Raw genomic sequence first — 23,623 nt, 5'->3', positions numbered from 1 at the left:
CAGCATTTGTTGAAAACAGCACTGCATCTCGATGCCCCGGCAGCTATTCGCTATCCGCGCGGCAGCGGAGTGGGGGTCGAAATGGATCAGGTGTGGGAATGCCTGCCTTTGGGTTCCTGGGAAGTTCTCCAGGAGGGAAATGATGGTGTGGTGCTGGCGGTGGGATCTTGCGTCTATCCGGCCTGGGAGGCGATTAAAGAATTGGTACAGGAATATCCCGATCGTCCCGTCGCTCTGGTTAATTGCCGTTATATTAAACCCATGGATGAAAAACTGCTGCGAGAATGTCTGCAGAAGCAGCCTTTTGTCATGACGGTTGAAGAAAATTCCATGATCGGTGGCTTTGGAAGTGCAGTAGCCAGATTCCAGGCGGATAGTGATTTGACCGGGACCAGATTATCCATTCATGGGCTGCCCGACCATTTTATTGAGCAGGGCAGCCTGCCGCAGCTGCGGCAAAAATATGGTCTTGATGCAAGTGGAATCAAGACCAGAATTTTGAATCTGATGCGGTAGCTTGATATCATGGGGCAAATTCAATTGTAACCGGATGAGAAATGATCCCGGCATCATAGCCGCGCTCAAAAAGCTCTTTTATCCCTTGTTTGGCGGCTTCAGGATAATCCAAAGTGTCACGGTTGGCGTACATTGAAAGGTATTGATCCAGTAGCTTTCGGTTATGCAACAACTTATCGCTGCGGGTTTCCCGGGCCAATAAATAGTCAATTACCTCATCCCGATGATCCAGGGCATACTGGATACTTTCCCTGAGTAGTTGGGAAACTTTTTTGATTTTTTCCGCTCCCAATCCCCGGCGAATAACATTGCCGCCCAAAGGCAATGGATAACCGGTTTCCTGCCACCACCAGGCGCCTAAATCAAGTATTTTGGCAAAACCCCGTTCGGCATAGGTTAGGTTGCCTTCATGGATGACAACTGCCGCGTCTATCTCACCGGCTTTTAGGGCTGTAAAGGTGCGTTCAAAGGGGGTGATGGGAATAATGACCGGTTCAAACTCCGGGCAGACCAGTTTGAATACCAGGTAGGCGGTGGTCTTGATTCCGGGTATCGATATTTTCTTGCCCCGTAAATCATCTATTATACCCGGTTGATTAGCCAGGACCAACGGCCCATATTTCACGCCAATACTGCCGCCGTGGGGGAGGAGCAGGTATTGTTCGGTCAGGTCGGCATAGGCATGAATAGATACGGCGGTAATATCAACCTGCTGATGAGCCGCCAGCTCATTCAGCTTTTCCGTATCGTGGCGCAAATGCTTAAAAACCAGGCCGTCGGTGGGAATTTTACCCTCCAGCAGGGCATAGAACATAAATAAATCATCGGAATCGACGCTATAGGCTAAGGTAATAGTATCAGAGGTCATGCGTACTCCGGGATGAAAAAATTGTCAGGAAAAATTAGGCAATAACAGGTTGAGCAGGCCGCCGACGGCAACGGCAGTTCCCACCATGATCAGGCTGGCTTTCAACATTGCTTTTATTCCCAGTTCCTTTATCAGCACGGCAAAAGTGGCAATGCAGGGGAAATAAATGGAGAGGATGGTACAGGCAATGATTAACTGTTTGATGGTCATATGAAGTGGCTCAAGCATTCCTACCGCCACATCCTTACGCAGGAAACCAATAATCAGGGATGAAACGGCTTCCTTTGGCAGACCCATGATTTTAACCACCACCGGGGCTGAAAAGCGAGAAAAAAGATCAATAAATCCAGTAAGAAAGAGTATGTTAACCAGCAGGACCCCGACCAGGACCAGGGGGATGGCTTCAGCCAAGAAACCTCGGATGCGCATCCACAGCTTTTTCATCAGGGTGCCGAAGTGCGGCAGATGATAAGGAGAGATTTCAAGGAAAATTTCCGGGCTGTAGCCGGGGATTAAAGCATTCATGATGATGCCGATAATAATGGCAACCACAGCCAGATTGCCATAGATCATCGCCACATAAACCAGGCTGTATGGACCCACCAGGCCGATGATCATGGCTGTCTGGGCCATACAGGGGACAGCAATGGCCATCAGGGTGCCGGCAATGAATTTTTCCCGCCGACTTTCCAGAATTCGGGTCGCCATGGCTCCGGGGACGTTGCAGCCCAAACCTAAAATCATCGGGATAATGGCAAATCCATGCAGCCCGAGCTTATGCATGAAGGTGTCCATCAGAACGGCAAAGCGGGGCAGGTAGCCGAAATCTTCAACAAAACCCAGGACCAGGTAAAAGCTGAAGATGTAGGGCAAAACCATGGCAATGGGAACATAAATGCCGGTGGTCAAAAGCCCCAGTGATTCAACAAAGTCTGGCGTGGTACCCAGCAGCAGATCGTGAATGATCCCACTGGGAAAGGCATAGGAAACGGCATGGTAGATGAATGGACGATAAAGGTTTTCAAAGAAAGGATTAAAGACATAATTGATCAGGTTCTCGCCGACAAAGCGGATAACCGCAAAGGTAATGAAGATGACCACCGCGGCCAGGGGCAGGCCGCTGCGGGGTTTGATGCTGATATCTTCCAGCCTTTCAAGCCAGGTATGATGCCGATGAGTGATTTTTTGTATCTGCTTGATGATTTTGCCGACTTCCCGCCATAAATCACCATTTGTCTGACCGTCCGGAGGTAACGGAACAACTGCTTCCGGTAGCCGTGAGATAAGTTCTTTTATGCCCTCGGCAGTAACGGCAACGGTGGTGATAACCGGAATCTGCAGGAGTTTTTCCAACGCGGCTGCGTCAATATGAATTCCTTTGTGCCGGGTCTCATCCCAGAGATTCAGTACCAGAATCATGGGTTTTCCCTGGCGCATCAATTCCAAGGTAAGATGAAGGTTTCTTTCCAGGTTGGTGGCATCAGCGACATTGATAATCAGGTCACCCGATGCCAGCATCTCGACGGCAACTTCTTCTGCCTTGCAGGTGGGGTCCAGGGAGTAGGTTCCGGGAACATCTATGATTTCCAGATGTTTTTCGTTATAGATCAAGGTCCCCTTGGTATATTCAACCGTGGTGCCGGCATAATTGGCGGTTACCACCCGGGCGCCGGTTAAACGATTGAAAACCACGCTTTTGCCGACATTCGGGTTCCCCATCAGGAGAATCTTCATGCCCTCGCTGATTTCCATCAGATCGGCTCTACGGTTATCCGGCTGGCCATCCGATAACCGATGGCCAGTTCGACTTGATCTATTTTAACCACCACTGGACCCTTGAAAGGGTTATTGCTGACTTTCTTAATGGCTTTGCCACGAAGTAAACCAAGATTTTCCAGTCTTTTGATCATAGTGTGGCCACCGCTAAAGGCGATAACCCGGGCCTGTCTGCCGCTTTCAAGCTCTGTTAATGTCATAATTTATTGGCACCTTGCAAATACTTTTAGCTTATTAACCTTATATGGTACTCCTAACAAACGTCCTATAACATTATGATAAAATAATCAACTCAACTTTCTGAGTTGCTCTAAAAACAGCGGAAAGAAATTTACAAGGATGTTCCGGCATGGCTCTCGCTCATTCTCGCCGGCCGTCCATGGCCGGCTTCCGAGGCGTCCGCCGCGAATCACATCGTGTGATTCGTTCGGCGGCCAATACCGCTATGAGCCAAGCCCGAACATCCGGTAATATATCCCTGGCAACGCAAGTCAGAAAGTTGAGTAATCAATTATATAAACAGGAATCCATGGTGGTGGGAAATTACAGGTCAGTTTCCATCCTGATGACCACTGTTTGAGCATCAATGATATCCAATGCATCAATCTTATCTAAGGCATATTTTAAATCACGCTCACAGGCACGGTGGGTTTGCATGACAATGGCAACCGTTCCCCCGGCATCATTCCTTCCCTTTTGAATTACCGAAGCAATACTGATGTTGGACTCGCCCAGAATACCGGAAACCTTTGATAAAACTCCAGGCTGATCCCTGGCTGTAAATCGCAGGTAATAATTGCAGCTGATGGCATCAATTGATTGATAGGAAGCATTACCGCTGGCTGGTGACTGATAAGCAAGGAAAGGAAGCCGATGATGGCTTTTCCCCAGGATGTTACGGGCAATATCAATCAGATCGGCAACTACGGCACTGGCAGTGGGCAGCATCCCCGCTCCCTGACCATAATAGAGGCTGGGACCTAACATGTCAGCATTTACATAAATGGCGTTGAAAACCCCGTCAATCTTTGCCAGCATATGATGTTCGGGAACCATGGTAGGATGTACCCTGGCTTCAACCTTGCCCTGATTTTCCTTGGCAATCGCCAGTAATTTTATTTTGTAGCCGAATTCACGGGCAAATTCAATGTCAACCGGCTGAATATTGGCAATACCTTCAACATAGACACCAGTAAAATTGATGGGAGTACCAAAAGCCATGGCGGCCAGTATGGCCAGTTTATGGGCGGTATCAATGCCCTCTACATCGAAAGTGGGGTCAGCTTCAGCATAGCCCAGCTTCTGGGCCTCCGCCAGGACATCATCATACTCCAATCCCTCATTGGTCATTTGAGTAAGGATGTAATTGCAGGTTCCATTAAGTATGCCGCTGATAGCAGTGATCCGGTTAGCAGCCAAGGCTTCACGCATGACTTTAATGATGGGGATGCCACCACCGATACTGGCCTCATAATACAGATCAACGCCGGAAACCTTGGCTAGCTGAAAAAGCTCATCTCCATGTTTGGCCAGCAGTGCCTTGTTGGCAGTCACCACATGTTTGCCGGCCTTCAGAGCCCGGGAAATAAAGGCTTTTGCCGGTTCATAGCCGCCGATTAATTCAATCACTATGTCAATTTCAGGGTTGTCAAGAACTTCGTTGACATCAGTAGTTAAAATTCCTTCAGGTAATGAAATGCCCCTGTCAGTGGTGATATCGAGATCGGCAATCTTTTTTAATTCAAGTTCGGCTCCCAGACGCTGGGTGATCAACTGGCTGTTTTCCTGGAAAATCCGGGCTACACCGGTACCAATGGTTCCAAGCCCGATTAGTCCCACATTGATTTTTTCCATGGCGTTATCCCTGTATCCAAATTAATCACTAACTTTAAGCCTTTAACCTTACACCTTACACCTTATACCGTTCATTTATCATACTGCTGGAGAAAATGGCGTATTCCCCTGATTGCCTGTCGGGTACGGTGTTCATTTTCCACCAGAGCGAAGCGAACATGATCATCGCCATATTCACCAAAACCGATGCCGGGAGATACAGCAACTTTTGCTTCTCTAATCATCATTTTAGCAAACTCAAGTGATCCGAGATCTTTAAATTGTTCAGGTATTTTACCCCAGACAAACATTGTCCCCAGTGGTTTTTTTACTTGCCAGCCTATCCTTGACAATCCATCGCAAAGGGTATCCCGGCGATGTTTATAGGTGCTGACAATGTCCTGGACGCAGCTCTGGTCGCCGTTTAAAGCTTCAATGGCAGCAATCTGAATTGGCTGGAAGATTCCGTAGTCCAGGTAACTTTTAATCTTGGTCAGTGCCTGGACAATACGCTGGTTGCCGACACAAAACCCTACCCGCCAGCCGGCCATGCTGTAACTTTTGGAAAGGGAGTAAAACTCCACGGCCACGTCTTTGGCGCCCTCGACTTCCAGAATAGACGGGGCCCGATAGCCATCAAAGGTCATGTCGGCATAGGCAAAATCATGGACAATTATCAGGGAATGTTCTTTGGCAAAATCCACCAGCTTCCGGAAAAAATCAAGGTCGACAACCGTAGTGGTAGGATTATGAGGATAGCTGATAATCAACATTTTCGGCCGTGGCCAAGTAAGCTTGGTAGCCGACAGCAGGTCCTCAAAAAAATCACGGTCAGGTGACAGAGGGATGCTGCGCAGATCCCCTCCAGCAATGATAATGGAATAAGGATGAATAGGATAGGCTGGGGAGGGGACAAAAACCACGTCCCCTGGATTGACGATTGCCAGGGCCAGATGGGAAAGCCCCTCTTTGGCCCCAATGGTAACCACGGTTTCCCGGTCGGGATCCAGCTCTATCTGATAACGTCGCTGATACCAGTCGGCTATGGCCAGACGTAACTTAGCAATTCCCTTGGAGGCGGAATATCGGTGATTTTTGGGGTTGTAAATGGCTTCGGCTAGTTTGTCAACAATATGCTGCGGGGTTGGCAGGTCCGGATTACCCATTCCCAGGTCGATAATATCTTCCCCCTTCCGTCGGGCTTCCATTTTTAATTCATTGACAATGCTGAACACATAAGGGGGAAGCCGATTGATTCGCCGAAATTCATCCATAATTCACTCTCCTTGAAAGGTGAGGCTAAATAACCCTGTTATTGAAGAATCGCACAACTAACATATTTAGCTGCAGTTTTCAATAACATCCTGATGCAGAAAGTTCGTTTAACTGCCATAGTAAACCATTTTTTATTGTCAACTCACTGCCCGATATGGTAACTGATATGAGAAAATAAATATGCATCATTTTGGAGGGGGGGGGAGATATGACTGAACAGGAACAATCCAGTGGAGCGCAGGTGGAAAAAGAGAAAAAAGGTTTCTCAGGCAAATTGATTATGACGATACTATTGATATGTATGCTTATTGTCATCATCGTTTCTGGTTTATGGACGTTGAAATTGAGTTCACAAGTTTCTTCCCTGTCATCAGAGTTGAAAACATTGCGAACCCATAATTCCCGGTTGGAGCTGGTGGAAGATAAGCTGGCTAAAATGGAAATTCAAAATCGGTTGCAGACCATAGAGAATTCCATTGGTGGTATTTCCAAGCTGGTAGGGATTTTTAAACAGGTAGATGCGGCAAAAGCGAAGGAACTGCAGGGTATTATTACCGACCTGCAGTCCGAAAAGGAGTTGTTGCAGAAACAACTGGATAATTATCAGCAGGCTATCCAAAAACCGCTGGAGGGCAATCAAGATGTTCCCAGTTTGCAGGCCATAACTGAATCAGAGCAGCCGGCAGTGGAAAAGGAAAGTAGCCAGGTTCAAAAGACAAGTCCGAACTGGTGGGAGAAAATTATCAATTTTCGGCTGTTTCATGGCCGCAAGTAAACGGGATAATGGTGAGTCAAACACGGTCGGTAATTAAAGGAACGGACCTGATATTTGGGATCAATGCGGTTAATGAAGTACTCTTATCTGCAAACCGAACCATTGAAGTTTTGTACTGTGCTGATCATGCCGGCAAACGGGTTGCTGATCTGGAAAATCTGGCAAGGCGGCAGGGGATAGTGATCAAACGGCTGCCTAAAGCGGCCATGGATCGGCTTGCTGATCACGAACGGCATCAAGGGGTTATTCTCAAGGTTTCCCCTGCTGTTTATTGTCCTCTCAAGGAACTGCTTGTTCCAGAGAGTAGTGACAGGGAAAAACTTGAAACCATTATTGCTTTAGACGGCATTACCGATCCGCAGAATCTGGGTTCCATCCTGCGGACCGCGGCGGCAGCTGGAGTCTCCGGGGCTATCATCCCTGAGCGTCGGGCAGCCGGTATTACCCCGACGGTTGCCAGAATTGCTTCGGGGGGATTGGAATATCTGAAAATCTGCAGAGTCAAAAACCTGGTTAAGGCGCTGCAGGAAGGACGTAGACAGGGATACTGGATTGCCGGTACCGTAGCTCCCGACGAGTTGTCAATCTACCAGGCTGATTTGTGCCGTCGGCTGGTTGTTGTCATCGGTTCAGAGGATAAGGGCATAAGGCCTCTGGTACAGAAAAACTGTGACTTTCTCATCAATATCCCCCTTCATTCACCTTTGGACTCACTAAATGTGGCCACCGCCACCGCCGTTGTTCTCTTTGAAATAAAGCGGCAGCAACTTCTGGCGGCAGGTTGATGGCTCAACTATAATGGGATTTTTCAGGAAGATGTACTCCAATATCGTTTTCGCTTCCAGGTCAATACGTCGCCATGAAAAGGGCATTTTACCGTTACTTCATTATCGGTTACGGCAATAATATCCCAATCCTCAAGTTTGTCGCCACGCTTCCGGATGATCCTCTGGCCGACAGTGAAGGGGTATTGGCTGAAAACTACCGGTTTATTTTCCATCTCTTATTTTCTCCTTTTATGATTTGCAAATATTCGGTTAACAATGATTTAAGATAACTCTCACAGAGTCACGAAGACACAGAGGAATCCACACTTCTTTTTACGCATTTCTGTGTCTCTGTGCCTCAGTAAGAAAAAACAACAAGATAGCCCAGAACGTAAAATAAGCGAATGACTCATAAAGTAAATACCAGCAGCCAAAATGCTGCGTTGTCAGAGATTGCCATTGTCCTGGTCAAACCAAAACTGGATGAAAATGTCGGCGCCGTTGCCCGGGCAATGAAAAACTTTTCTCTCAGCCGGTTGATTCTGGTAGCACCTCAATGTGACCATCTGACTGAACGGTCCCGGCGTCGGTCCTGTGCCGCTGATGACCTGCTTGAGCAGGCGATATGTGTCGATGATCTGGCCGAGGCATTGCAAGATTTTCCCATGGTTGTGGGCACTACTGCCCGCCAGGGGAAATATTGTCTGCCCCTGTATACACCAGCGGAAATTGCGAAAAAAACAACGGAATTAGGTTCCCAGGTTCCGGTAGCCCTGGTTTTCGGTCGCGAAGATTTTGGCCTCGACCGGGTTTCCCGCCGTCAATGTCACTATCTGAGCAGCATACCGGTTAATCCCGCTTTCAGCTCATTGAATTTATCCCAGTCGGTGTTGCTTTATTGTTATGAATTATTTCGTCAACATGGCAGCCATCTTCCTTCTCTGCCTGCCAGGGACTATGCCAATCACAATGAGTTGGAAGGGATGTATGGACATGTAAGAAAAACCCTGGAGGCAACCAATTTCTTTGATGTTGAAAACCCTGATCATTTAATGGAGTATATCCGGCGTTTGTTTGGCCGCATACAGATGAGCAAACGTGAAGTTAATATTATCAGGGGAATTATGCATCTTATTGACAAGCTGAAAAAGAAAATAAAAGTCTGTCAGTGAACCTTCCGGGTTAACTCATCCATGGCAGATTCAAGTCCTGCCAATGAAAGCTGATACATGGGAAAGAGATCGGCAATCGCACTGACTGTCGGATGCTGCCAGTAGCGGGGCGGGTTTGGATTTAACCAGACAACGTTACGAAAATGGTTGGCGATTTTTTCCAGCCAGACAATGCCGGCGGTTTCGTTGCGATCATAATAGTCAATGATGCCGTTTTCCATGAACAATTCATAGGGTGCCATGCTGGCATCGCCAACAATTACTACCTTATAGGAACTGTTCAGATTTTTCAGCAGCTGCGCGGTGGAAACCCGTTCGCCATGCTCCATACCCGCGTTCAGGTGATCATAAATGCAGTTGTGAAAATAGTAATAGCGAAATTTTTTGAAATGATTTACCGAATTAGCGGCGGAGAACAAGCGGTTGACCATCTGGGCATAGGGCAGCATGGAGCCGCCGGCATCCATGAGCAACAGCATCTTGACATCATTTTTCCGTTCGGGGTGAAATACCAGCTCAATCTCGCCGGCATTTCTGCAGGTCTGGTCAATGCTTTCATCAATATCAAGTTCCAGTAGATTTCCGCTGCGGCGCAGATGCCTGAGCTTTTTCATGGCAACTTTCATCTGCCGGACATCAAGGGTAACATCATTGCGGTACTGGCGAAACTTACGGGCGGTGGCAATTTTAATCGCGCTTAAGTTATTGCTTTCGCCGCCTATCCGGATGCCGCCCGGATGAACACCGCTGTGGCCAAAGGGCGAGGTTCCCCCGGTTCCGATCCAACGCCCGCCGCCGTCATGGCGCTCTTTCTGTTCCTTCAGTCTGTCCTCAAACATTTTCTGCAGGGTTTCCCAGTCATGCTGGGGCAGTGATGAGAGGTCAACCGAATCCCGGTGAAGTTTCAGAGTTTCTTCACTGAGCCATTTTAGGAGTTCGTCAAACAATTCTTCCGGAACTTCCAGACCGCTGAAAAAATCCCTGAAAGCCAGGTCAAACTGATCATAAAAATTTTCTGACTTGACCAGCAGCGAACGGGCCAGATAGTAAAAGCTCACCAGGCTGTTGGCGGCAAAACCTTTCTCCATGGCTTCCAGCATTGCCAGCCATTCGGTTAGACTTACCGGCACCTTGTAGGCTTTAAGGGTGTAGAAAAACTGAGTAAACATAAAGTTGCCAGGATTGCTGAATCAGCGTAAAAAGGACGGGCGGCGAATGGATCTAACATCTGTTTCTCCATTGGCTACTTGATGATAATCCTGTTCATTCTTCAACAAGGCCCCGAGAAATGGCAGTTCCCGGCCAATATCCCTGGGCCTGGTTCCGGAAGCAACCAGGACTTTGATCCAGTCGATGAGCTCGCTGGTGGAAGGTTTTTTGCGCAGATTGTCAACCTCGCGCAGGTTGAAAAAAGCTGTCACTGCTTCCTTCATCATTTTTTCTTCCAGGTCGGGAAAATGAACCTTGACGATATCATTCATAAACTCGGCATCAGGAAATTGAATATAATGGAATACACAGCGGCGCAGGAAAGCATCGGGCAACTCTTTTTCAGAATTACTGGTAATAATTATTGTCGGACGATGCTGGGCGCTGATGGTTTCAGCGGTTTCCGGGATATAAAATTTCATTTCATCCAGTTCAGTCAGCAGATCATTGGGAAATTCGATATCAGCCTTATCGATTTCATCGATGAGTAATATCACCCGTTTCGGGCTGGTAAATGCCTGCCCCAATTTTCCATGTTTGATATAATGCTTTATATCGGAAATATCATGATCCCCAAAACGGGCGTCGTTAAGTCGCTGAACGGTGTCATAAATATAAAGACCGTCCTGGGCTTTAGTTGTTGACTTAATGGTCCAGACCAGCAGATCCGTTTCCAGACCTTCGGCAATACTGGAAGCCAGCAGGGTTTTTCCGGTTCCCGGCTCGCCTTTGATGAGTAAAGGCCGCCCCAGGGCAATGGCCACATTCACATCATTTTGTAATGCTCCTGAGGCAATATAATTTCCGGTTCCACGATATTGTTCAAATTTTTGCATGATTATTCCTTAGCTTTTGCTTGGTTAATGGTTGAAATGCTTCTTTCAATCCGAATTGTAAAGTGTGATCTTTATACAGTAAACGAACAAAAAGACCATTTTTTAAAATAGCCTTTACTTTATCCTTGCACCTTGAATCTCTTTTCCGTTACTATCATAACTCCATGATAATTGCAATTCTAATCAGGAGCAAAGATGAACAAACAGATGATCAACGTTCAGGATCAGTTCCTAAACCGGATTCGGCGTGAAAGAATACGGGTGACCATTGATCTGGTCAGCGGCTCGCGTGGAGAAGGTAAGGTTACCAGTTTTGATAATTTTTGTCTTATACTAAATGACGGCTATACCAGTCATTTGATTTATAAACATGCGGTGTCAATGATCAGCCCTCTGGGAGATGGGACTGGAGGAATGAAAAATTTCGGGGTGGAATCCGGATTTGAAACATCATCGTGATCTATCACCGGAGCTGGATGAGCTGCAACAGGTATTTCTGGATTACCTGGCTATGGAGCGGGGTTTATCCCCCCGTACCATTGAGGCCTACCGGGGAGATTTAAAACATTTTGGAGCCTACGTGGCCACGCTGGGAATAAGCTCACTGGATGATTTGACTATAACCCAGCTGAGTCACTACCAGTTTCTACTGCACAAGTCTTATGCCTCGGGAAGTATACAGCGCAAACTTTCGGCCCTGAAAATGTTTTTCCGCTTTCTTCAGGGCCGGGGACTTATTGCCGGTAACCCATTGCAGGACTTGGAAGCACCGCGTTCAAGTAGAACTTTACCGCCGGTTATTTCCGTTGAGGAGGTTCAACAACTGCTGGCAGCACCAAAATCCGACACTGTTCTGGGACGGCGCGACCAGGTTATGCTGCAGGTTTTATATGCAACCGGGGTTAGGGTTTCCGAGCTGGTTTCCTTAAGTTTGCTCCAGATAAATTTTAATCTCGGGGTGATCAGCGTTATTGGTAAAGGGGATAAGGAGCGCTTGATTCCCTTGCCCTTTGGAGTGCTGGGAGAAATAGTCGATTATCTGCAGGAAACCAGGCCAAAGTTGCTCAAACACCGTAATAGTGAATATATTTTTCTCAATCGTTCCGGAAAACATTTGAGCCGGGAGGGATTCTGGAAAAATATCACCCGGTATGCAAGACAGGCCGGAATCCGCCGGAAAGTCTATCCTCATCTTTTGCGCCACGCGTTTGCCAGCCATATGCTTGCCGGAGGTGCCGATTTACGGGTGGTCCAAAACTTGCTGGGTCATGCCGATCTCTCCACCACCCAGATATATACCCATGTGGACAGTAAACGTCTATGGCAGGTATATAGACAATTTCATCCCCGGGAACAGCTGGATAAATAACTTCATTTCGCCATCAAGATGTAACTATTTATGGATATCATCACCAGCCATTTAAACGCTGACTTTGATGCCCTGGCTTCTATGCTCGCCGCCCGCCATCTCTACCCTGAGGCGCTGATGGTTTTTCCCGGCAGCCAGGAAAAAAGTATCCGGAATTTTTTTCTTAATTCCTATTCTTATGCCTATCCGTTTAAAAAACTGAAAGAAATTGATCTTGAGCAGGTAACCCGGCTGATTATTGTTGATACCCGGCAAAAAGAACGTATAGGCCAGTTTGCCGATCTGGTGGATCGTCCTGAAGTGGAAGTATGCCTTTATGATCATCATCCGGACAGTCCCGGAGATATTACCTCATCATCAGAGGAAGTGATTGAGCTGGTGGGGGCAAACGTTACCATTATGGTGGAATTGCTACGCCAGAGAAATCTTAAGGTTTTGCCGGATGAAGCAACGGTAATGATGATAGGTATCTATGAAGATACCGGTTCACTTACCTATGATACCACCTCTGTGCGCGATTTTCAGGCAGCCGCCTATCTGCTTCAGCAGGGAGCAAACCTGCAGATGGTTGCCGATGTCATCAATACAACCTTGGATAGCAGCCAGGTATCACTGTTGAATGACTTGTTGTTATCGGCTAAAGAAGAGATCATTCATGGTCAGCGAATTGTTATTGTGGAAGCCAGCCGGGAAGCTTATGTTCCGGAAACCGCTCTGATTATCCATCGCCTCCGTGATATGGAAAAGATAGCAGTGCTTTTTGCCCTGGTAAGGATGGAGCATAAAGTTTATCTTATTTCCCGCAGTCGTAATCAACAAGTTGATGTTGGCCATATACTGGAACATTTTGGTGGTGGTGGCCACCAGTCCGCCGCCGCGGCTGTTTCACGGAAATTAACTCTGGTGCAATGCCGGGAGAAATTGCTGGCAGTTCTGGATAAGGAAGTGGAACCATCCCTGATTGCTGCTGACCTTATGACTTCGCCGGTCCTGACGGTTAAGGAAGATGCAACCCTGGCGGATGCCGCGTCTCTGCTGACTAAATATAATATCAATGTTTTGCCGGTGGTAAGTAGCGATAACCATACTTTGTGCGGCATCATAACTCGACAGGTAGTAGAGAAAGGGGTTTACCACGGGTTACAGCAGGTCCAGGTGTGTGATTATATGACTACTGATTACCAGCCGGTACATAAGGATGCTGATTTGCTCCAAATTCAGGAAATGATTGTCGAACGTAACCAGAGATTTCTACCGGTTATCGATGAAAAGAATCAGGTTATCGGGGCCATCACCCGCAAAGATCTGCTTGGTGTTCTCCATGCCCAGGCAATCAAAGGTTCAAAGTTCCATGATAAAGCAAGCAGCAGCCGGAAAATGAGTATAAAAAATGCTGCTTCACTGCTACGGGAACAGTTCAGTAAACAACTGATCGATATTTTGCATAAAATTGGCGATCTGGCGGATGAACTTGGTATCGCTGTTTTTCTGGTTGGCGGAGTTGTCCGCGACCTGCTCAGAAGGCAGAAAAATCTGGATATCGATATTGTGGTCGAAGGTGATGGAATTGCCCTGGCCCGTGCCTTTGCCAAGCGTTATAACTGTCGTTGTCATATCCACGCAACTTTCCAGACCGCGGTTATTATCTTTCCCGATAATTTCAAAATAGATGTGGCCAGTGCCAGGATGGAATATTACGATACTCCCGCAAGCCTGCCAAAAGTATCAGGCAGTTCTTTAAAGGTAGATCTTTATCGTCGTGATTTTACTATAAATACGCTGGTAATATGTTTGAACCGTAAGCGTTTTGGCGAGATGCAGGATCATTTTGGTGCCTTTCGTGATTTAAAGGAAAAGAGTATCCGGGTTCTACATAATTTAAGCTTTGTTGAGGATCCTACCAGAATTTTTCGGGCCATCCGTTTTGAACAGAAATTCGGTTTTTCCATTGGTCAACAGACAGTACATCTCATCAATAACGCGATCAAAATGGGTTTTATTGACCGGCTGTCAGGAGTAAGGATAATCAATGAGCTGAAGATGATTTGTGCCGAAACAAACCCCTTACCGATTTTCCGCCGCCTGCATCATTTCGGGGTCCTGCAGCAGGTTTTTCCCGGAATCAATATGGATGTTTGTCTGGAACAATTACTGCCGGCGGTCCGCGATGTTATCTCCTGGTATGAATACCTTTTTCTGGATGAAAAGATTGAAAAATGGCAGGTCTACCTGCTGGGCATCCTGAATGATATGGAACATGAATTGGCCGCCTCACTGGTAAACCGTCTCAATCTGGAACAATCCGTCGCCTATGAATTTCTCGATCTCCGCCGTCAGGGGATCAAGGCAGCCAAAGAACTGACCAGAGAATATCTGGCAAGCCGGCGGCTGAATAATTCCAAGCTGGTTGACGTATTGTCATCTCTGCCATTGGAAATAAATCTTTACATCCTGGCAGGTCATAAACAAAGGGAGGTAAAGCGGGCAATCTCCAACTATATTACCACTTTGCAGTTTATCAGGCCTGAACTTTCCGGTAATGATTTGATTGCTTTGGGGCTGGATCCAGGCCCGGAGTTTAAAATTATTCTCAATCAGTTAAAAAATGCCCGGCTGGATGGGGAAGTGAAGGACCGGGATGATGAAATCAGGCTGGTAAAGAAATGGATAAGGAAGGAAAAATGAAATCAGAAATCATGAAATGTCCTGAATGCGGATATTCGCTGCCGGTTTACCATAATCCGGTGCCAACCGTTGATATCATCATTTGTTACCAGGCAGGCATTGTGCTGATCAAACGACGCAATCCTCCTCATGGCTGGGCGATTCCCGGAGGCTTTGTTGATTACGGGGAGTCACTTGAAACCGCCGCTGTTCGTGAGGCCTTGGAGGAAACCTCTCTCAATGTAATCCTGAAAGGCCAGTTTCATACCTATTCAGATCCGGGTCGTGATCCCCGGCAGCATACAATCAGCACTGTTTTTCTCGCAGAAGGGCAGGGAGAACTGCAGGCTGGGGATGACGCGGTCGAAGCCGGGGTTTTTACCCGGGACAACCTGCCATCCCCGATAGCCTTTGATCATGGGAGTATCCTGGCGGATTATTTCAGCAATCGCTGGTCGATAAAGTAGTTCTTGTATTTCAGTTTCTAGGTCAACTGCCGGACAAAGCTTGCCAGCCGTTCCATACCGTTTTTGATATTCTCCAGGGAAGTGGCATAAGACAGGCGTAGATAACCGGGCGCCCCGAAAGCTTCACCGGGAACCGCGGCAATCTTAGCTTCATCCAAAAGCAAGGCACATAAATTCAGTGATGAATCAATGGGCTGGCCATGAAAACTTTTGGCCAGCAGATTTTTGACCTGGGGGAAAGCGTAAAAGGCTCCCGTGGGGTTGAAACAGCTGATTCCCGGAATGTTGTTCAGGGCGCTGACAATATATCGCCGGCGTTCGTCAAAGGCCGGCAGGACCATGGCAATAAAATCCTGGGGGCCGTTATAGGCCTCTATGGCAGCCTTCTGGGAAATGGATGTGGGGTTGGAGGTGCTCTGGCTTTGGATCTTAGTCATCGCTGCCACCAGTGATGCTGGGGCAGCGGTAAAGCCGATGCGCCAGCCGGTCATGGCGTAGCTTTTTGAAACCCCGTTGAGAATAATGGTCCGTTCCTTCATCTGCGGACTTACTGCCGCGATACTTTGCTGAGTAAAATCATCATAGATGATATGTTCATAGATTTCATCGGAGATGATCAGGATATTGTTTTCGGCAATAACCACCGCCAGTTCCTGCAGCTCAGCCGGTGAATAGGCGGAACCGGTGGGATTCGAGGGAGAATTAATCACCACCGCCCGGGTTTTTTCCGAGATATGCTGCCGAAGTTGCTCCGGGGTAATTTTAAATCCTTGATCTTCGGTCGTCGGAATGATAACTGCTTTGCCTCCGGCCAACTGGATCATGGGTGGATAGGAGACCCAGTAGGGTGATGGAACGATAATTTCATCATCCGGATCAAGCAACGCCTGGGCCATATTGTAAAATGAATGCTTACCGCCGCAGGAAACGATAATTTCATCGGTCTCATACTTCAGACCGTTTTCCCGTTCAAGTTTCTGCTGAATGGCTTTTTTCAGTTCCGGGATACCGGGAACGGCGGTGTAACGGGTAAAACCATCTTGAATAGCCTTGATTCCGGCGGTTTTAATGTTCTCAGGGGTATCAAAGTCAGGTTCACCGGCACCAAAATTAATAACGTCAACTCCGGCAGCCTGCATGGCTTTGGCTTTGGCTGAAATTGCCAGGGTGGGGGAGGGTTTAATTTGTTGAACCCGGGATGCCAGTCTGATCATGATGAATTCTCCTTTTTCATTTTTCCTTAGCAAATTGTTATACTATTCTATAGCACGCTCTGAAAAATTGATGCAACGAGAATTTGACGGAGCTGCTGCTGGATTTTATCGTAACTTTTTGAGTTGTTCTAAAAACAGCTGAAAGAAATTCCCAGTGATGTTCCGGCATGGCTCTCGCTGGCTTGTGGGGCGCGCTAAAGCAATGTCCCCGGGCGTCCGCCGCGAATCACAATGGATTCGTTCGGCGGCCAATACCGCCTGCCTGTCGGCAGACAGGCTATGAGCCAAGCCCGAACGTCCTGCTAACATGTCCCTGGCAATGCAAGTCAGAAAGTTGACATTTTATTAAATACCTTTGGAGGTTTTTTTAATGATTATTACTAATATGACCATGAGCGAATTTTCGGCCGGGTTGGAAAAAACTCAAACGGTATGTATCCCTTTTGGGTCCACGGAGGAACATGGATTTCATCTGCCCCTGGATACCGATACTATCCAGGTTTATGAGGTGCTTAAAATGGTGGCGGAAAAACTGCCGGTATTTATCGCTCCCCCGGTGCATTATGGGGTTTGCCGCAGCACGTCCAATCATCCGGGAACCATCGGCATCCAGTCAAAGACCCTGCGGGCGCTGACCAGGGACATCGTTGAATCCCTGTACCGGCAAGGGTTGCGTTACTTCATCCTCATATCCGGCCATGCCGGCAAAACCCACATGAACGCTTTGCTGGAAGCTGGAGAAGAACTTTTGCAGGAATATGCGGACATGAAAATGGCAATCATCTGCGAATATGAGCTGGCCCGGGAGGTAAGCCGAAAATATGTGGATACTGAAGATGATTCCCATGCCGGCGAGATAGAAACCTCCCGTCTGCTTTATCTGCAACCTGAACTGGTTCAGGGAAGCAGCCCGGAAGAATATCCGGATTTCCCCCGTTTTATCTTGGTACGCAATAAACAGGCTTACTGGCAGCACGGCGTCTGGGGCAACCCCGGTAAGGCAAGCCGGGACAAGGGGGAAAAATACTGTCGGCTGACTGCTGATGCACTCAGAGTATTTATTCAGCAATTTGAAGGATTTATGGAGCGCAGTTAATGCATCTCTTTGACAGTCACAGTCATGTTAATATGGAAGTCTTTGCCGATGATCTGGATCAGGTACTGGAACGGGCTTTTGCAGCCGGGATGGCCGGTATTGTTGCCATTGGCACCAATGTCTCTGATTCCATCAGGGGGGTGGAATTAGCCGAACAGTGGCCACATGTTTACGCCACAGTCGGCATCCACCCGCATGAAGTGAAAAATGCCGATGAGCATAGCTATCACATCCTGAAGGCGCTGGCAGACAATCAAAAGGTGGTGGCCTACGGTGAAATAGGCCTTGATTTTTACCGTAACCATTCTCCTCGTGAAGTCCAGGTGAAGGAATTTGCCCGCCAGCTGGGTTATGCTGCCGAGTTGCGATTACCGGTAGTCATTCACGATCGTGATGCCCATCAGGAAGTTCTGGAAATAATTAAAGCAGAGCAGGGCTATCGATATGGTGGGATTATCCATTGTTTTTCCGGCGATTATACACTGGCGGCGACTTATGTTGATCTTGGTTTTATGATTTCCATCCCCGGGACCATAACCTTTAGCAATAATCAGCTGCAGGCCGAGGTAGTCAAACATCTTTCGCTGGATGATCTGTTGATTGAGACTGATTGTCCCTATCTAACCCCGGTTCCTTATCGGGGAAAACGCAATGAACCATTGTACGTGCAATACGTGGCTGAGGCAATTGGAAAAATTAAAGGGGTATCAGCTGAAGTGGTAGCGGAAAAAACCTGTAGTAACGCCAGGCGGGTTTTTGGGATTAAAGGTTGAGGGCTCCTGCTATTTTGAGGCCGGCAGATCGATTTCAGTAAATATGGCATTTTTCCCGTTATTTTTGGCCATATAGAGGGCATCATCAGCTCGTTTGATCAGATTGTCAACGCTATCACCGGGGGTACACTGAGAGATGCCAATGCTGACGGTTATTTTGATTTTAACCTTAGCTGCTTTATCCTCAAAAACCTTTTTCCCCAGCATATGGCGCATTTTTTCAGCCACCTGTTTAGCTTTTTCCATTTCGGTTGAAGGCAGAATGGCAATAAATTCTTCACCACCAAAGCGGGAAATAAAATCAGAGGTTCGCAGATTGCCCTTGAGAAAATGGGCCAGGTTTTTCAAAACGGCATCACCCACCTGATGGCCATAGTTATCGTTGACTTGTTTAAAATCGTCAATATCGAAAATCATCAGGCTGAAGTTTTCCTTATAGCGTTCAACCCGTGAATGTTCTTCCACCAGGCGGCTGAAAAGCGCCCGACGATTGTAGAGGCCGGTCAATTCATCGATGGTTGCCAGATCTGTAATTTTAGCCAGTTGTGATTGCAGCACATTGACATCCTGCTGCGCCTTGGTTAATTTATGCTGCAGGGAAACGTTGCTTTCCCGAACTTTGCCAATCTCATCACTGATTATTTTTTTCAATTCAACCAGGTCAACAACCTTTTCCATGCCTTTCAGTTTTTGTTCGTGATCTTCCAGGTTTTGATTATGAGATTTTGTCGAGTGATCAAGGCCATTTATGACCTCTACAACCGAGTCGACAATTTCCATAGTGCATTCCTGCTGCTTTTTTAGCTCGCGATTTCCGTTACCATCCTTAGAGTCGATAAGCTCTTTGATTTCCTGATCAACCTCATCGAGAAAAACATAAAAATATTTGCTGTATAGATCAGGTAGCAAAGGAGTATGATGGGCAACCATATGATTGAGGGTCTTTTTGGCTATTCTTGCCACTGAAATGTAAAACTGTTCCATAGCGTTGACCTTATATTTTGAATATTAAGGATTTTGTAATCCCATAAGTCAGATAGTGAACTATAACTGGTTTCGGCATGATATTAAAAAAATTGAATTTTTTTTACTCCTTTGTTATATTTTTTTAAAGAGTATGCACTGGCTTAAGCTGATAGTATCTGTATCCGGCATGCTGATAACGGAGATAAAATGGCAAAAATTGATGGCGGCGAAAAATCTCATCTTTTTTGAAATGATAGAACTTTTTTTACCACAAGGAAATTACCGATGACCAAGCAAAGGAAAAAACAGTCGAAAATCCATGTGGTCCTGATTGAAGACAGTAGTGTTACCGCTGCAATTATTACCAGTAAACTTGCTGAAATTACGGAATACCGGCTTTCCCACTACCCTAGTGGGGAGGACTTCTTTGCCCGTTTCAATCTCCGGTCTACCCCTGATGTTTTTCTGATTGACAGTATTATCGATGATACTTCGGGGAACCAGCTCACCAGTGGGGTGGATATTGTTACCCGGTTAAAAACTGTTAACAGGTACAAAAATATACCGGTTATAATGTTGTCCACCGTTGGCGATGAAGATGATCCAAGCTTTAAGCAGATGGTCAAAACTTTTTACTATCAGCAGAAGATCCGTGGTCTGATGGCTGGAGCTGCTGATGTTATCTATAAACCACATGGTATTGATCTTGAGTCAGATCCTTCATCCTTCCCTGTTGATGAACTGCTTTACAAGGTCAAGATCTTGACCCAAAGACGTCTTTTACAGCTGGAGCTTCGCCGAAAAAATCGCCATCTACGGCAGAAAAATCGTGAGCTGGCAAAGCTGAATCATAATTATATTAATGTTCTGAGCTTTGTATCCCATGAATTCAGAAACTCGCTGGTGGTTATTGGTGGTTTTCTCAGGCGTCTGTTAAGAAAAGTTAAGGGAGAGGCCGAGCAGCGTGATTTGAACAGCATTATTTCCAATTGTGAATTCATGGAGGATATGATTGACCGCTACCTTATCCTCTCACGGATTGAAACGGGTCGACTGCGTTTAAATGTGACGGAAATTGACGATTTCTACCCAATAATTATTGAGCCGGTTTTCAAACGTCTGGGGAAAAAAAAGCTGATTGAGCGAATCGAATATGATGGCCCGCTTAAATTGACGGAAATCCAGCTGAATGCTGATCGCTATCTCCTGCAGATAGTGTTCAGTAATCTTTTTAACAATGCGATAAAATACGGCAGTTCAGAGGGTAAAATTAGATATGGAGTGGAACCCCAGGAAAAGGGTTTGCGTTTTCATGTGTGGAATGAAGGCCCTGGTATTGCTGCAGATAAAATAAATCAGGTTTTTCGCAGATTTCAGCGGTTGAAAGATAAAAATATTCCTGAGCAAAAGGGTATTGGCCTGGGGTTGTATAATGTAAAAGAAATTGTTGATCTGCACGGCGGCAAAATCTGGGTTGAAAGTGAGTATGGAAAGTGGGTTGATTTCATCTTCTGGCTACCGGAATTATCTGCTTGATTGTCTTCTTCCTAAATTAAGTGATTAGCTTTTAGCACTTAGCTATTAGCTCAATAATTACAAGATGTTTAATATTATCCATATTCACCCAATGGGTCTTGTTACTAATCAACGTAAAGTCCTGATTATTAAAAGCTAAAAGCTAAAAGCTAAATGCTAATGGCTAATAGCTCAGCTTAGGTTCTTGAATCTTTACTGAACAGGAGGTCTTATGGAAATCTCTACGCTTGCGCGAAAATTCATGCTGTTGGGAATTGGCGCTTTGTCTTTGACCGAGGAACGTCTGGAACAGATTATCTCCGGCATGGTTAAAAAAGGAGAAATAAGTAGTCAGGAGGGTCGTGATCTGGTTCAGGAAATGCTGAAAAAAATCAAGCAGGAAAAAGGTGATCTCTCTGAAAAAATCAAAAAAGAGTTTAACTCTCTGATGGATAAAGTGGAGGTGCCAAAACAAAGTGAGATTGATGAATTAAAACAAAGAATTGCTGAACTTGAAGCGAAGCTTGAGCAACTTCATCCGGCGGAATGATCCATGTATATTCTGAATATTGACCGGACATACAGAAATATCAAAAGATACCGCCAGATTATCGGGGTTTTCATCAGCTATGGCTTTGGCGGTATCATTGAACAGCTTAATATTGACTATTACCTCGCCTTGGGGAAAAATATCATTACCCTCAATCGAAGTGGGCGTAAACAGCTTATTCGCTACAATAACGCCCAGCGCTTCAGAATGGCACTTGAAGAGCTGGGCCCCACTTTTATCAAGCTTGGGCAGCTGATCTCAACCCGCCATGATTTCATCCCCCCGGCGGTTATTAGTGAATTAAAAAAATTGCAGGATAATGTTCCGCCCTTTGCCTATGAAGAAGTGGTAACGGTGATAGAATCGTCCATGGATGCCAAAATCCATGAAGTTTTTCCCGAATTCAATGTTGAACCAGTGGCTGCTGCTTCAATTGCTCAGGTACATAAAGCCCGGCTGATTTCCGGAGAGCAGGTTGCGGTAAAAGTGCAGCGTCCGGGCATTGCGGCCACGATTGAAACCGATATTGACATTATGATGAATCTGGCTCGCCTGCTTGCCCGACATGTACAGGAATTGCAGATTTATGACCCTGTGGGGCTGATCAAGGAATTTGCCAAGACTATTCGTAAAGAACTTGATTTTCAGATTGAAGGACGCCATGCAGATCGTTTTGCGGCTAATTTCAAGGATGATGCAAACGTTTTTATTTTTTCGATCCACTGGGATGTCAGTACCCGTGAAGTTTTGACCATGGATTGGGTGGAAGGAATTAAAATTGATCAGCTGCCGGCACTGATAGAAGCCGGCCTTGAACCGAAAATTATTGCTGAAAACGGGGCGACATTAATTCTACGACAGGTGCTGGAATTCGGAATCTTTCATGGCGATCCCCATCCGGGTAATCTTCTGGTTTTGCCGGGAAATGTCATTGCCCCATTGGATTTTGGTATTGTCGGCCATTTGGATGAAGAATTAAAGCAGCTGGTTCTGGATTTGGTGCTGGCCATTATCAACCGTGATATCCGGCAGTTAACTAATATCCTGTCAACGGTGGGGGTTATCGATGAAGACCTGATTAACATGAGGGAGCTGCATGCCGACCTTTATGATTTTGTCGACCGCTATTACGGTATTCCCCTGCACCAGCTGGAAGTTGCCATTTTAATTAAAGATTTCATTGCTATTACCAGTCATCATCATATCCGTTTTCTTCCTGACATGATGCTGCTGGTCAAAACCCTGGTTACCATCGAGGGAGTGGGCCGTAAGCTTAATTCTGAGTTTGACATGATCAGTCATGCCAGCCCTTTTGTCAAAGAGCTGTTGGCAAAGCGCATGTCGCCGAAATACCTGAGTAAGATCGCCTGGCGTCAGTTGCGGGAACTGCAGAACCTGCTGAAGATACTGCCACGGGAAACCCAGGAGATTCTGAAGAAACTCAGTAAAGGAAAACTGAAAATTGAATTTGAACATGTGGGGCTGGATCCACTGGGAAAAAATCTTGATCGGATAACCAACCGATTATCATTCAGCTTGATTGTTTCGGCCATTATCGTCGCCTCTTCGCTGATTATGCAGACCAATACCGGTTATATGTTTATGGGCTATCCGGTACTGGGAATTATCGGCTACCTGGTGGCGGGAGGTCTGGGGTCCTGGCTGGCGATTGCCATACTGCGGTCGGGGAGAATGTGAGAGAGCCAAGCCCGAACATCCTGGTTATTTGATTAGAACACGAAGAATGAAGTCCTGAAAAAAATTGTTTTTCTTTGTACCTTTCGAGTCCTTCGTGGTGACATAACCATTTACGAGGACGATAGTAATGTTTTCCTAATGTAGTCTTTTACGGTTGCCGTATCCGCCGGCAAAATCTCATATCGACATTTGCGCTGGTCGATTTCCCGAAGCGATTCCGGAACTGGTGGATAGGAGCCAATAGCCTGGTGCACGGCATCAGGAAACTTCGCCGGATGGGCGGT

At 46.6% G+C, this 23,623-nt stretch carries 25 protein-coding genes; 15 read left to right on the top strand and 10 right to left on the bottom strand.

The window, feature by feature from the left end; all coding sequences use genetic code 11:
* Nucleotides 1-516 (top strand): transketolase C-terminal domain-containing protein (locus tag U9P07_13100; GenBank protein MEA2110342.1); only part of this gene is annotated, 516 nt, incomplete at its 5' end.
* 7 nt (nt 517-523) lie between these two features.
* On the opposite strand, the gene U9P07_13095 is transcribed toward U9P07_13100, so the two are convergent.
* The 3 genes from U9P07_13095 to U9P07_13085 are packed head-to-tail and all read right to left on the bottom strand — an operon-like array spanning nt 524 to nt 3,360.
* Nucleotides 524-1,384, bottom strand: a complete 861-nt coding sequence (locus tag U9P07_13095) for an MqnA/MqnD/SBP family protein (protein MEA2110341.1) — start codon at nt 1,382-1,384, stop codon at nt 524-526.
* A gap of 24 nt (nt 1,385-1,408) precedes the next feature.
* Nucleotides 1,409-3,136: a ferrous iron transporter B gene (locus tag U9P07_13090; GenBank protein MEA2110340.1), complete on the bottom strand. Its 1,728-nt coding sequence runs from the start codon at nt 3,134-3,136 to the stop codon at nt 1,409-1,411.
* Entirely contained in the window at nt 3,136-3,360 is a 225-nt protein-coding gene (locus tag U9P07_13085) for a FeoA family protein (GenBank protein MEA2110339.1), read from the bottom strand. Before U9P07_13085 ends, U9P07_13090 begins: the two co-directional genes overlap by 1 nt.
* 149 nt (nt 3,361-3,509) lie before the next feature.
* Here U9P07_13085 and U9P07_13080 point away from each other — a divergent pair, with 149 nt between their 5' ends.
* Entirely contained in the window at nt 3,510-3,740 is a 231-nt protein-coding gene (locus U9P07_13080; protein MEA2110338.1) for a hypothetical protein, read from the top strand.
* Here U9P07_13080 and U9P07_13075 read toward each other — a convergent pair.
* A complete protein-coding gene (locus tag U9P07_13075) occupies nt 3,704-5,014 on the bottom strand; it encodes a homoserine dehydrogenase (protein MEA2110337.1) in 1,311 nt (436 codons plus the stop codon). The two genes, U9P07_13080 and U9P07_13075, sit on opposite strands and share 37 nt — an antisense overlap.
* 71 nt (nt 5,015-5,085) lie before the next feature.
* Nucleotides 5,086-6,267 carry an alanine transaminase gene (gene alaC / locus U9P07_13070; protein ID MEA2110336.1) on the bottom strand — a complete coding sequence of 394 codons (1,182 nt, stop codon included), beginning with the start codon at nt 6,265-6,267 and terminating at the stop codon, nt 5,086-5,088.
* Between the two features lie 209 nt (nt 6,268-6,476).
* Here alaC and U9P07_13065 point away from each other — a divergent pair, with 209 nt between their 5' ends.
* The gene (locus tag U9P07_13065; GenBank protein MEA2110335.1) at nt 6,477-7,043 is read left to right on the top strand and encodes a hypothetical protein; all 567 of its coding nucleotides are present in this window, start codon (nt 6,477-6,479) and stop codon (nt 7,041-7,043) included.
* Between the two features lie 8 nt (nt 7,044-7,051).
* Nucleotides 7,052-7,828 (top strand): 23S rRNA (guanosine(2251)-2'-O)-methyltransferase RlmB, encoded by a 777-nt coding sequence (rlmB, locus tag U9P07_13060; protein MEA2110334.1) that lies wholly within the window; start codon nt 7,052-7,054, stop codon nt 7,826-7,828.
* A gap of 23 nt (nt 7,829-7,851) precedes the next feature.
* On the opposite strand, the gene U9P07_13055 is transcribed toward rlmB, so the two are convergent.
* Entirely contained in the window at nt 7,852-8,043 is a 192-nt protein-coding gene (locus U9P07_13055) for a hypothetical protein (GenBank protein MEA2110333.1), read from the bottom strand.
* Nucleotides 8,044-8,214: 171 nt separating this feature from the next.
* Here U9P07_13055 and U9P07_13050 point away from each other — a divergent pair, with 171 nt between their 5' ends.
* Nucleotides 8,215-8,982: an RNA methyltransferase gene (locus tag U9P07_13050; protein MEA2110332.1), complete on the top strand. Its 768-nt coding sequence runs from the start codon at nt 8,215-8,217 to the stop codon at nt 8,980-8,982.
* Here the strand turns inward: U9P07_13050 and U9P07_13045 are convergent.
* The gene (locus U9P07_13045; protein ID MEA2110331.1) at nt 8,976-10,151 is read right to left on the bottom strand and encodes a VWA containing CoxE family protein; all 1,176 of its coding nucleotides are present in this window, start codon (nt 10,149-10,151) and stop codon (nt 8,976-8,978) included. The two genes, U9P07_13050 and U9P07_13045, sit on opposite strands and share 7 nt — an antisense overlap.
* A 21-nt stretch (nt 10,152-10,172) precedes the next feature.
* Complete coding sequence (locus U9P07_13040) at nt 10,173-11,027, bottom strand: MoxR family ATPase (GenBank protein ID MEA2110330.1); 855 nt, start codon at nt 11,025-11,027, stop codon at nt 10,173-10,175.
* Nucleotides 11,028-11,222: 195 nt separating this feature from the next.
* Between U9P07_13040 and hfq the strand changes: the two genes are divergently transcribed.
* The 4 genes from hfq to U9P07_13020 are packed head-to-tail and all read left to right on the top strand — an operon-like array spanning nt 11,223 to nt 15,527.
* The gene (gene hfq, locus U9P07_13035) at nt 11,223-11,486 is read left to right on the top strand and encodes an RNA chaperone Hfq (GenBank protein ID MEA2110329.1); all 264 of its coding nucleotides are present in this window, start codon (nt 11,223-11,225) and stop codon (nt 11,484-11,486) included.
* Entirely contained in the window at nt 11,470-12,396 is a 927-nt protein-coding gene (gene xerD, locus U9P07_13030) for a site-specific tyrosine recombinase XerD (protein MEA2110328.1), read from the top strand. Before hfq ends, xerD begins: the two co-directional genes overlap by 17 nt.
* Before the next feature lie 30 nt (nt 12,397-12,426).
* Nucleotides 12,427-15,081, top strand: a complete 2,655-nt coding sequence (locus tag U9P07_13025) for a CBS domain-containing protein (GenBank protein MEA2110327.1) — start codon at nt 12,427-12,429, stop codon at nt 15,079-15,081.
* Nucleotides 15,078-15,527, top strand: a complete 450-nt coding sequence (locus tag U9P07_13020; GenBank protein MEA2110326.1) for an NUDIX hydrolase — start codon at nt 15,078-15,080, stop codon at nt 15,525-15,527. The genes U9P07_13025 and U9P07_13020 overlap by 4 nt, the downstream gene beginning before the upstream one ends.
* Before the next feature lie 17 nt (nt 15,528-15,544).
* On the opposite strand, the gene U9P07_13015 is transcribed toward U9P07_13020, so the two are convergent.
* On the bottom strand, nt 15,545-16,741 hold the full coding sequence (locus U9P07_13015) for a pyridoxal phosphate-dependent aminotransferase (GenBank protein MEA2110325.1): 1,197 nt from the start codon (nt 16,739-16,741) through the stop codon (nt 15,545-15,547).
* A 157-nt stretch (nt 16,742-16,898) separates the two neighbouring features.
* Between U9P07_13015 and U9P07_13010 the strand changes: the two genes are divergently transcribed.
* The 3 genes from U9P07_13010 to U9P07_13000 all read left to right on the top strand — a co-directional run bounded on the left by U9P07_13010 (nt 16,899) and on the right by U9P07_13000 (nt 18,610).
* A complete protein-coding gene (locus tag U9P07_13010; protein MEA2110324.1) occupies nt 16,899-17,024 on the top strand; it encodes a hypothetical protein in 126 nt (41 codons plus the stop codon).
* An 87-nt stretch (nt 17,025-17,111) separates the two neighbouring features.
* Nucleotides 17,112-17,837 (top strand): creatininase family protein, encoded by a 726-nt coding sequence (locus U9P07_13005; protein MEA2110323.1) that lies wholly within the window; start codon nt 17,112-17,114, stop codon nt 17,835-17,837.
* Nucleotides 17,837-18,610: a TatD family hydrolase gene (locus U9P07_13000; GenBank protein MEA2110322.1), complete on the top strand. Its 774-nt coding sequence runs from the start codon at nt 17,837-17,839 to the stop codon at nt 18,608-18,610. Before U9P07_13005 ends, U9P07_13000 begins: the two co-directional genes overlap by 1 nt.
* A 9-nt stretch (nt 18,611-18,619) precedes the next feature.
* Here U9P07_13000 and U9P07_12995 read toward each other — a convergent pair whose 3' ends face one another.
* Nucleotides 18,620-19,594: a GGDEF domain-containing protein gene (locus tag U9P07_12995; protein ID MEA2110321.1), complete on the bottom strand. Its 975-nt coding sequence runs from the start codon at nt 19,592-19,594 to the stop codon at nt 18,620-18,622.
* 267 nt (nt 19,595-19,861) lie between these two features.
* Between U9P07_12995 and U9P07_12990 the strand changes: the two genes are divergently transcribed.
* From U9P07_12990 to U9P07_12980, 3 genes are all read left to right on the top strand, one after another.
* The gene (locus U9P07_12990) at nt 19,862-21,112 is read left to right on the top strand and encodes a hybrid sensor histidine kinase/response regulator (GenBank protein ID MEA2110320.1); all 1,251 of its coding nucleotides are present in this window, start codon (nt 19,862-19,864) and stop codon (nt 21,110-21,112) included.
* A gap of 211 nt (nt 21,113-21,323) precedes the next feature.
* Nucleotides 21,324-21,641 carry a phasin family protein gene (locus U9P07_12985; protein ID MEA2110319.1) on the top strand — a complete coding sequence of 106 codons (318 nt, stop codon included), beginning with the start codon at nt 21,324-21,326 and terminating at the stop codon, nt 21,639-21,641.
* Nucleotides 21,642-21,644: 3 nt separating this feature from the next.
* Entirely contained in the window at nt 21,645-23,339 is a 1,695-nt protein-coding gene (locus tag U9P07_12980) for an AarF/UbiB family protein (GenBank protein MEA2110318.1), read from the top strand.
* Nucleotides 23,340-23,623: the final 284 nt, after the last annotated feature.

The sequence above is a fragment of the Pseudomonadota bacterium genome (genome assembly GCA_034660915.1).
In the GTDB taxonomy this organism is placed as follows: Bacteria; Desulfobacterota; Anaeroferrophillalia; order Anaeroferrophillales; family Anaeroferrophillaceae; genus DQWO01.
This window is presented reverse-complemented; position numbering and strand designations above follow the sequence as displayed.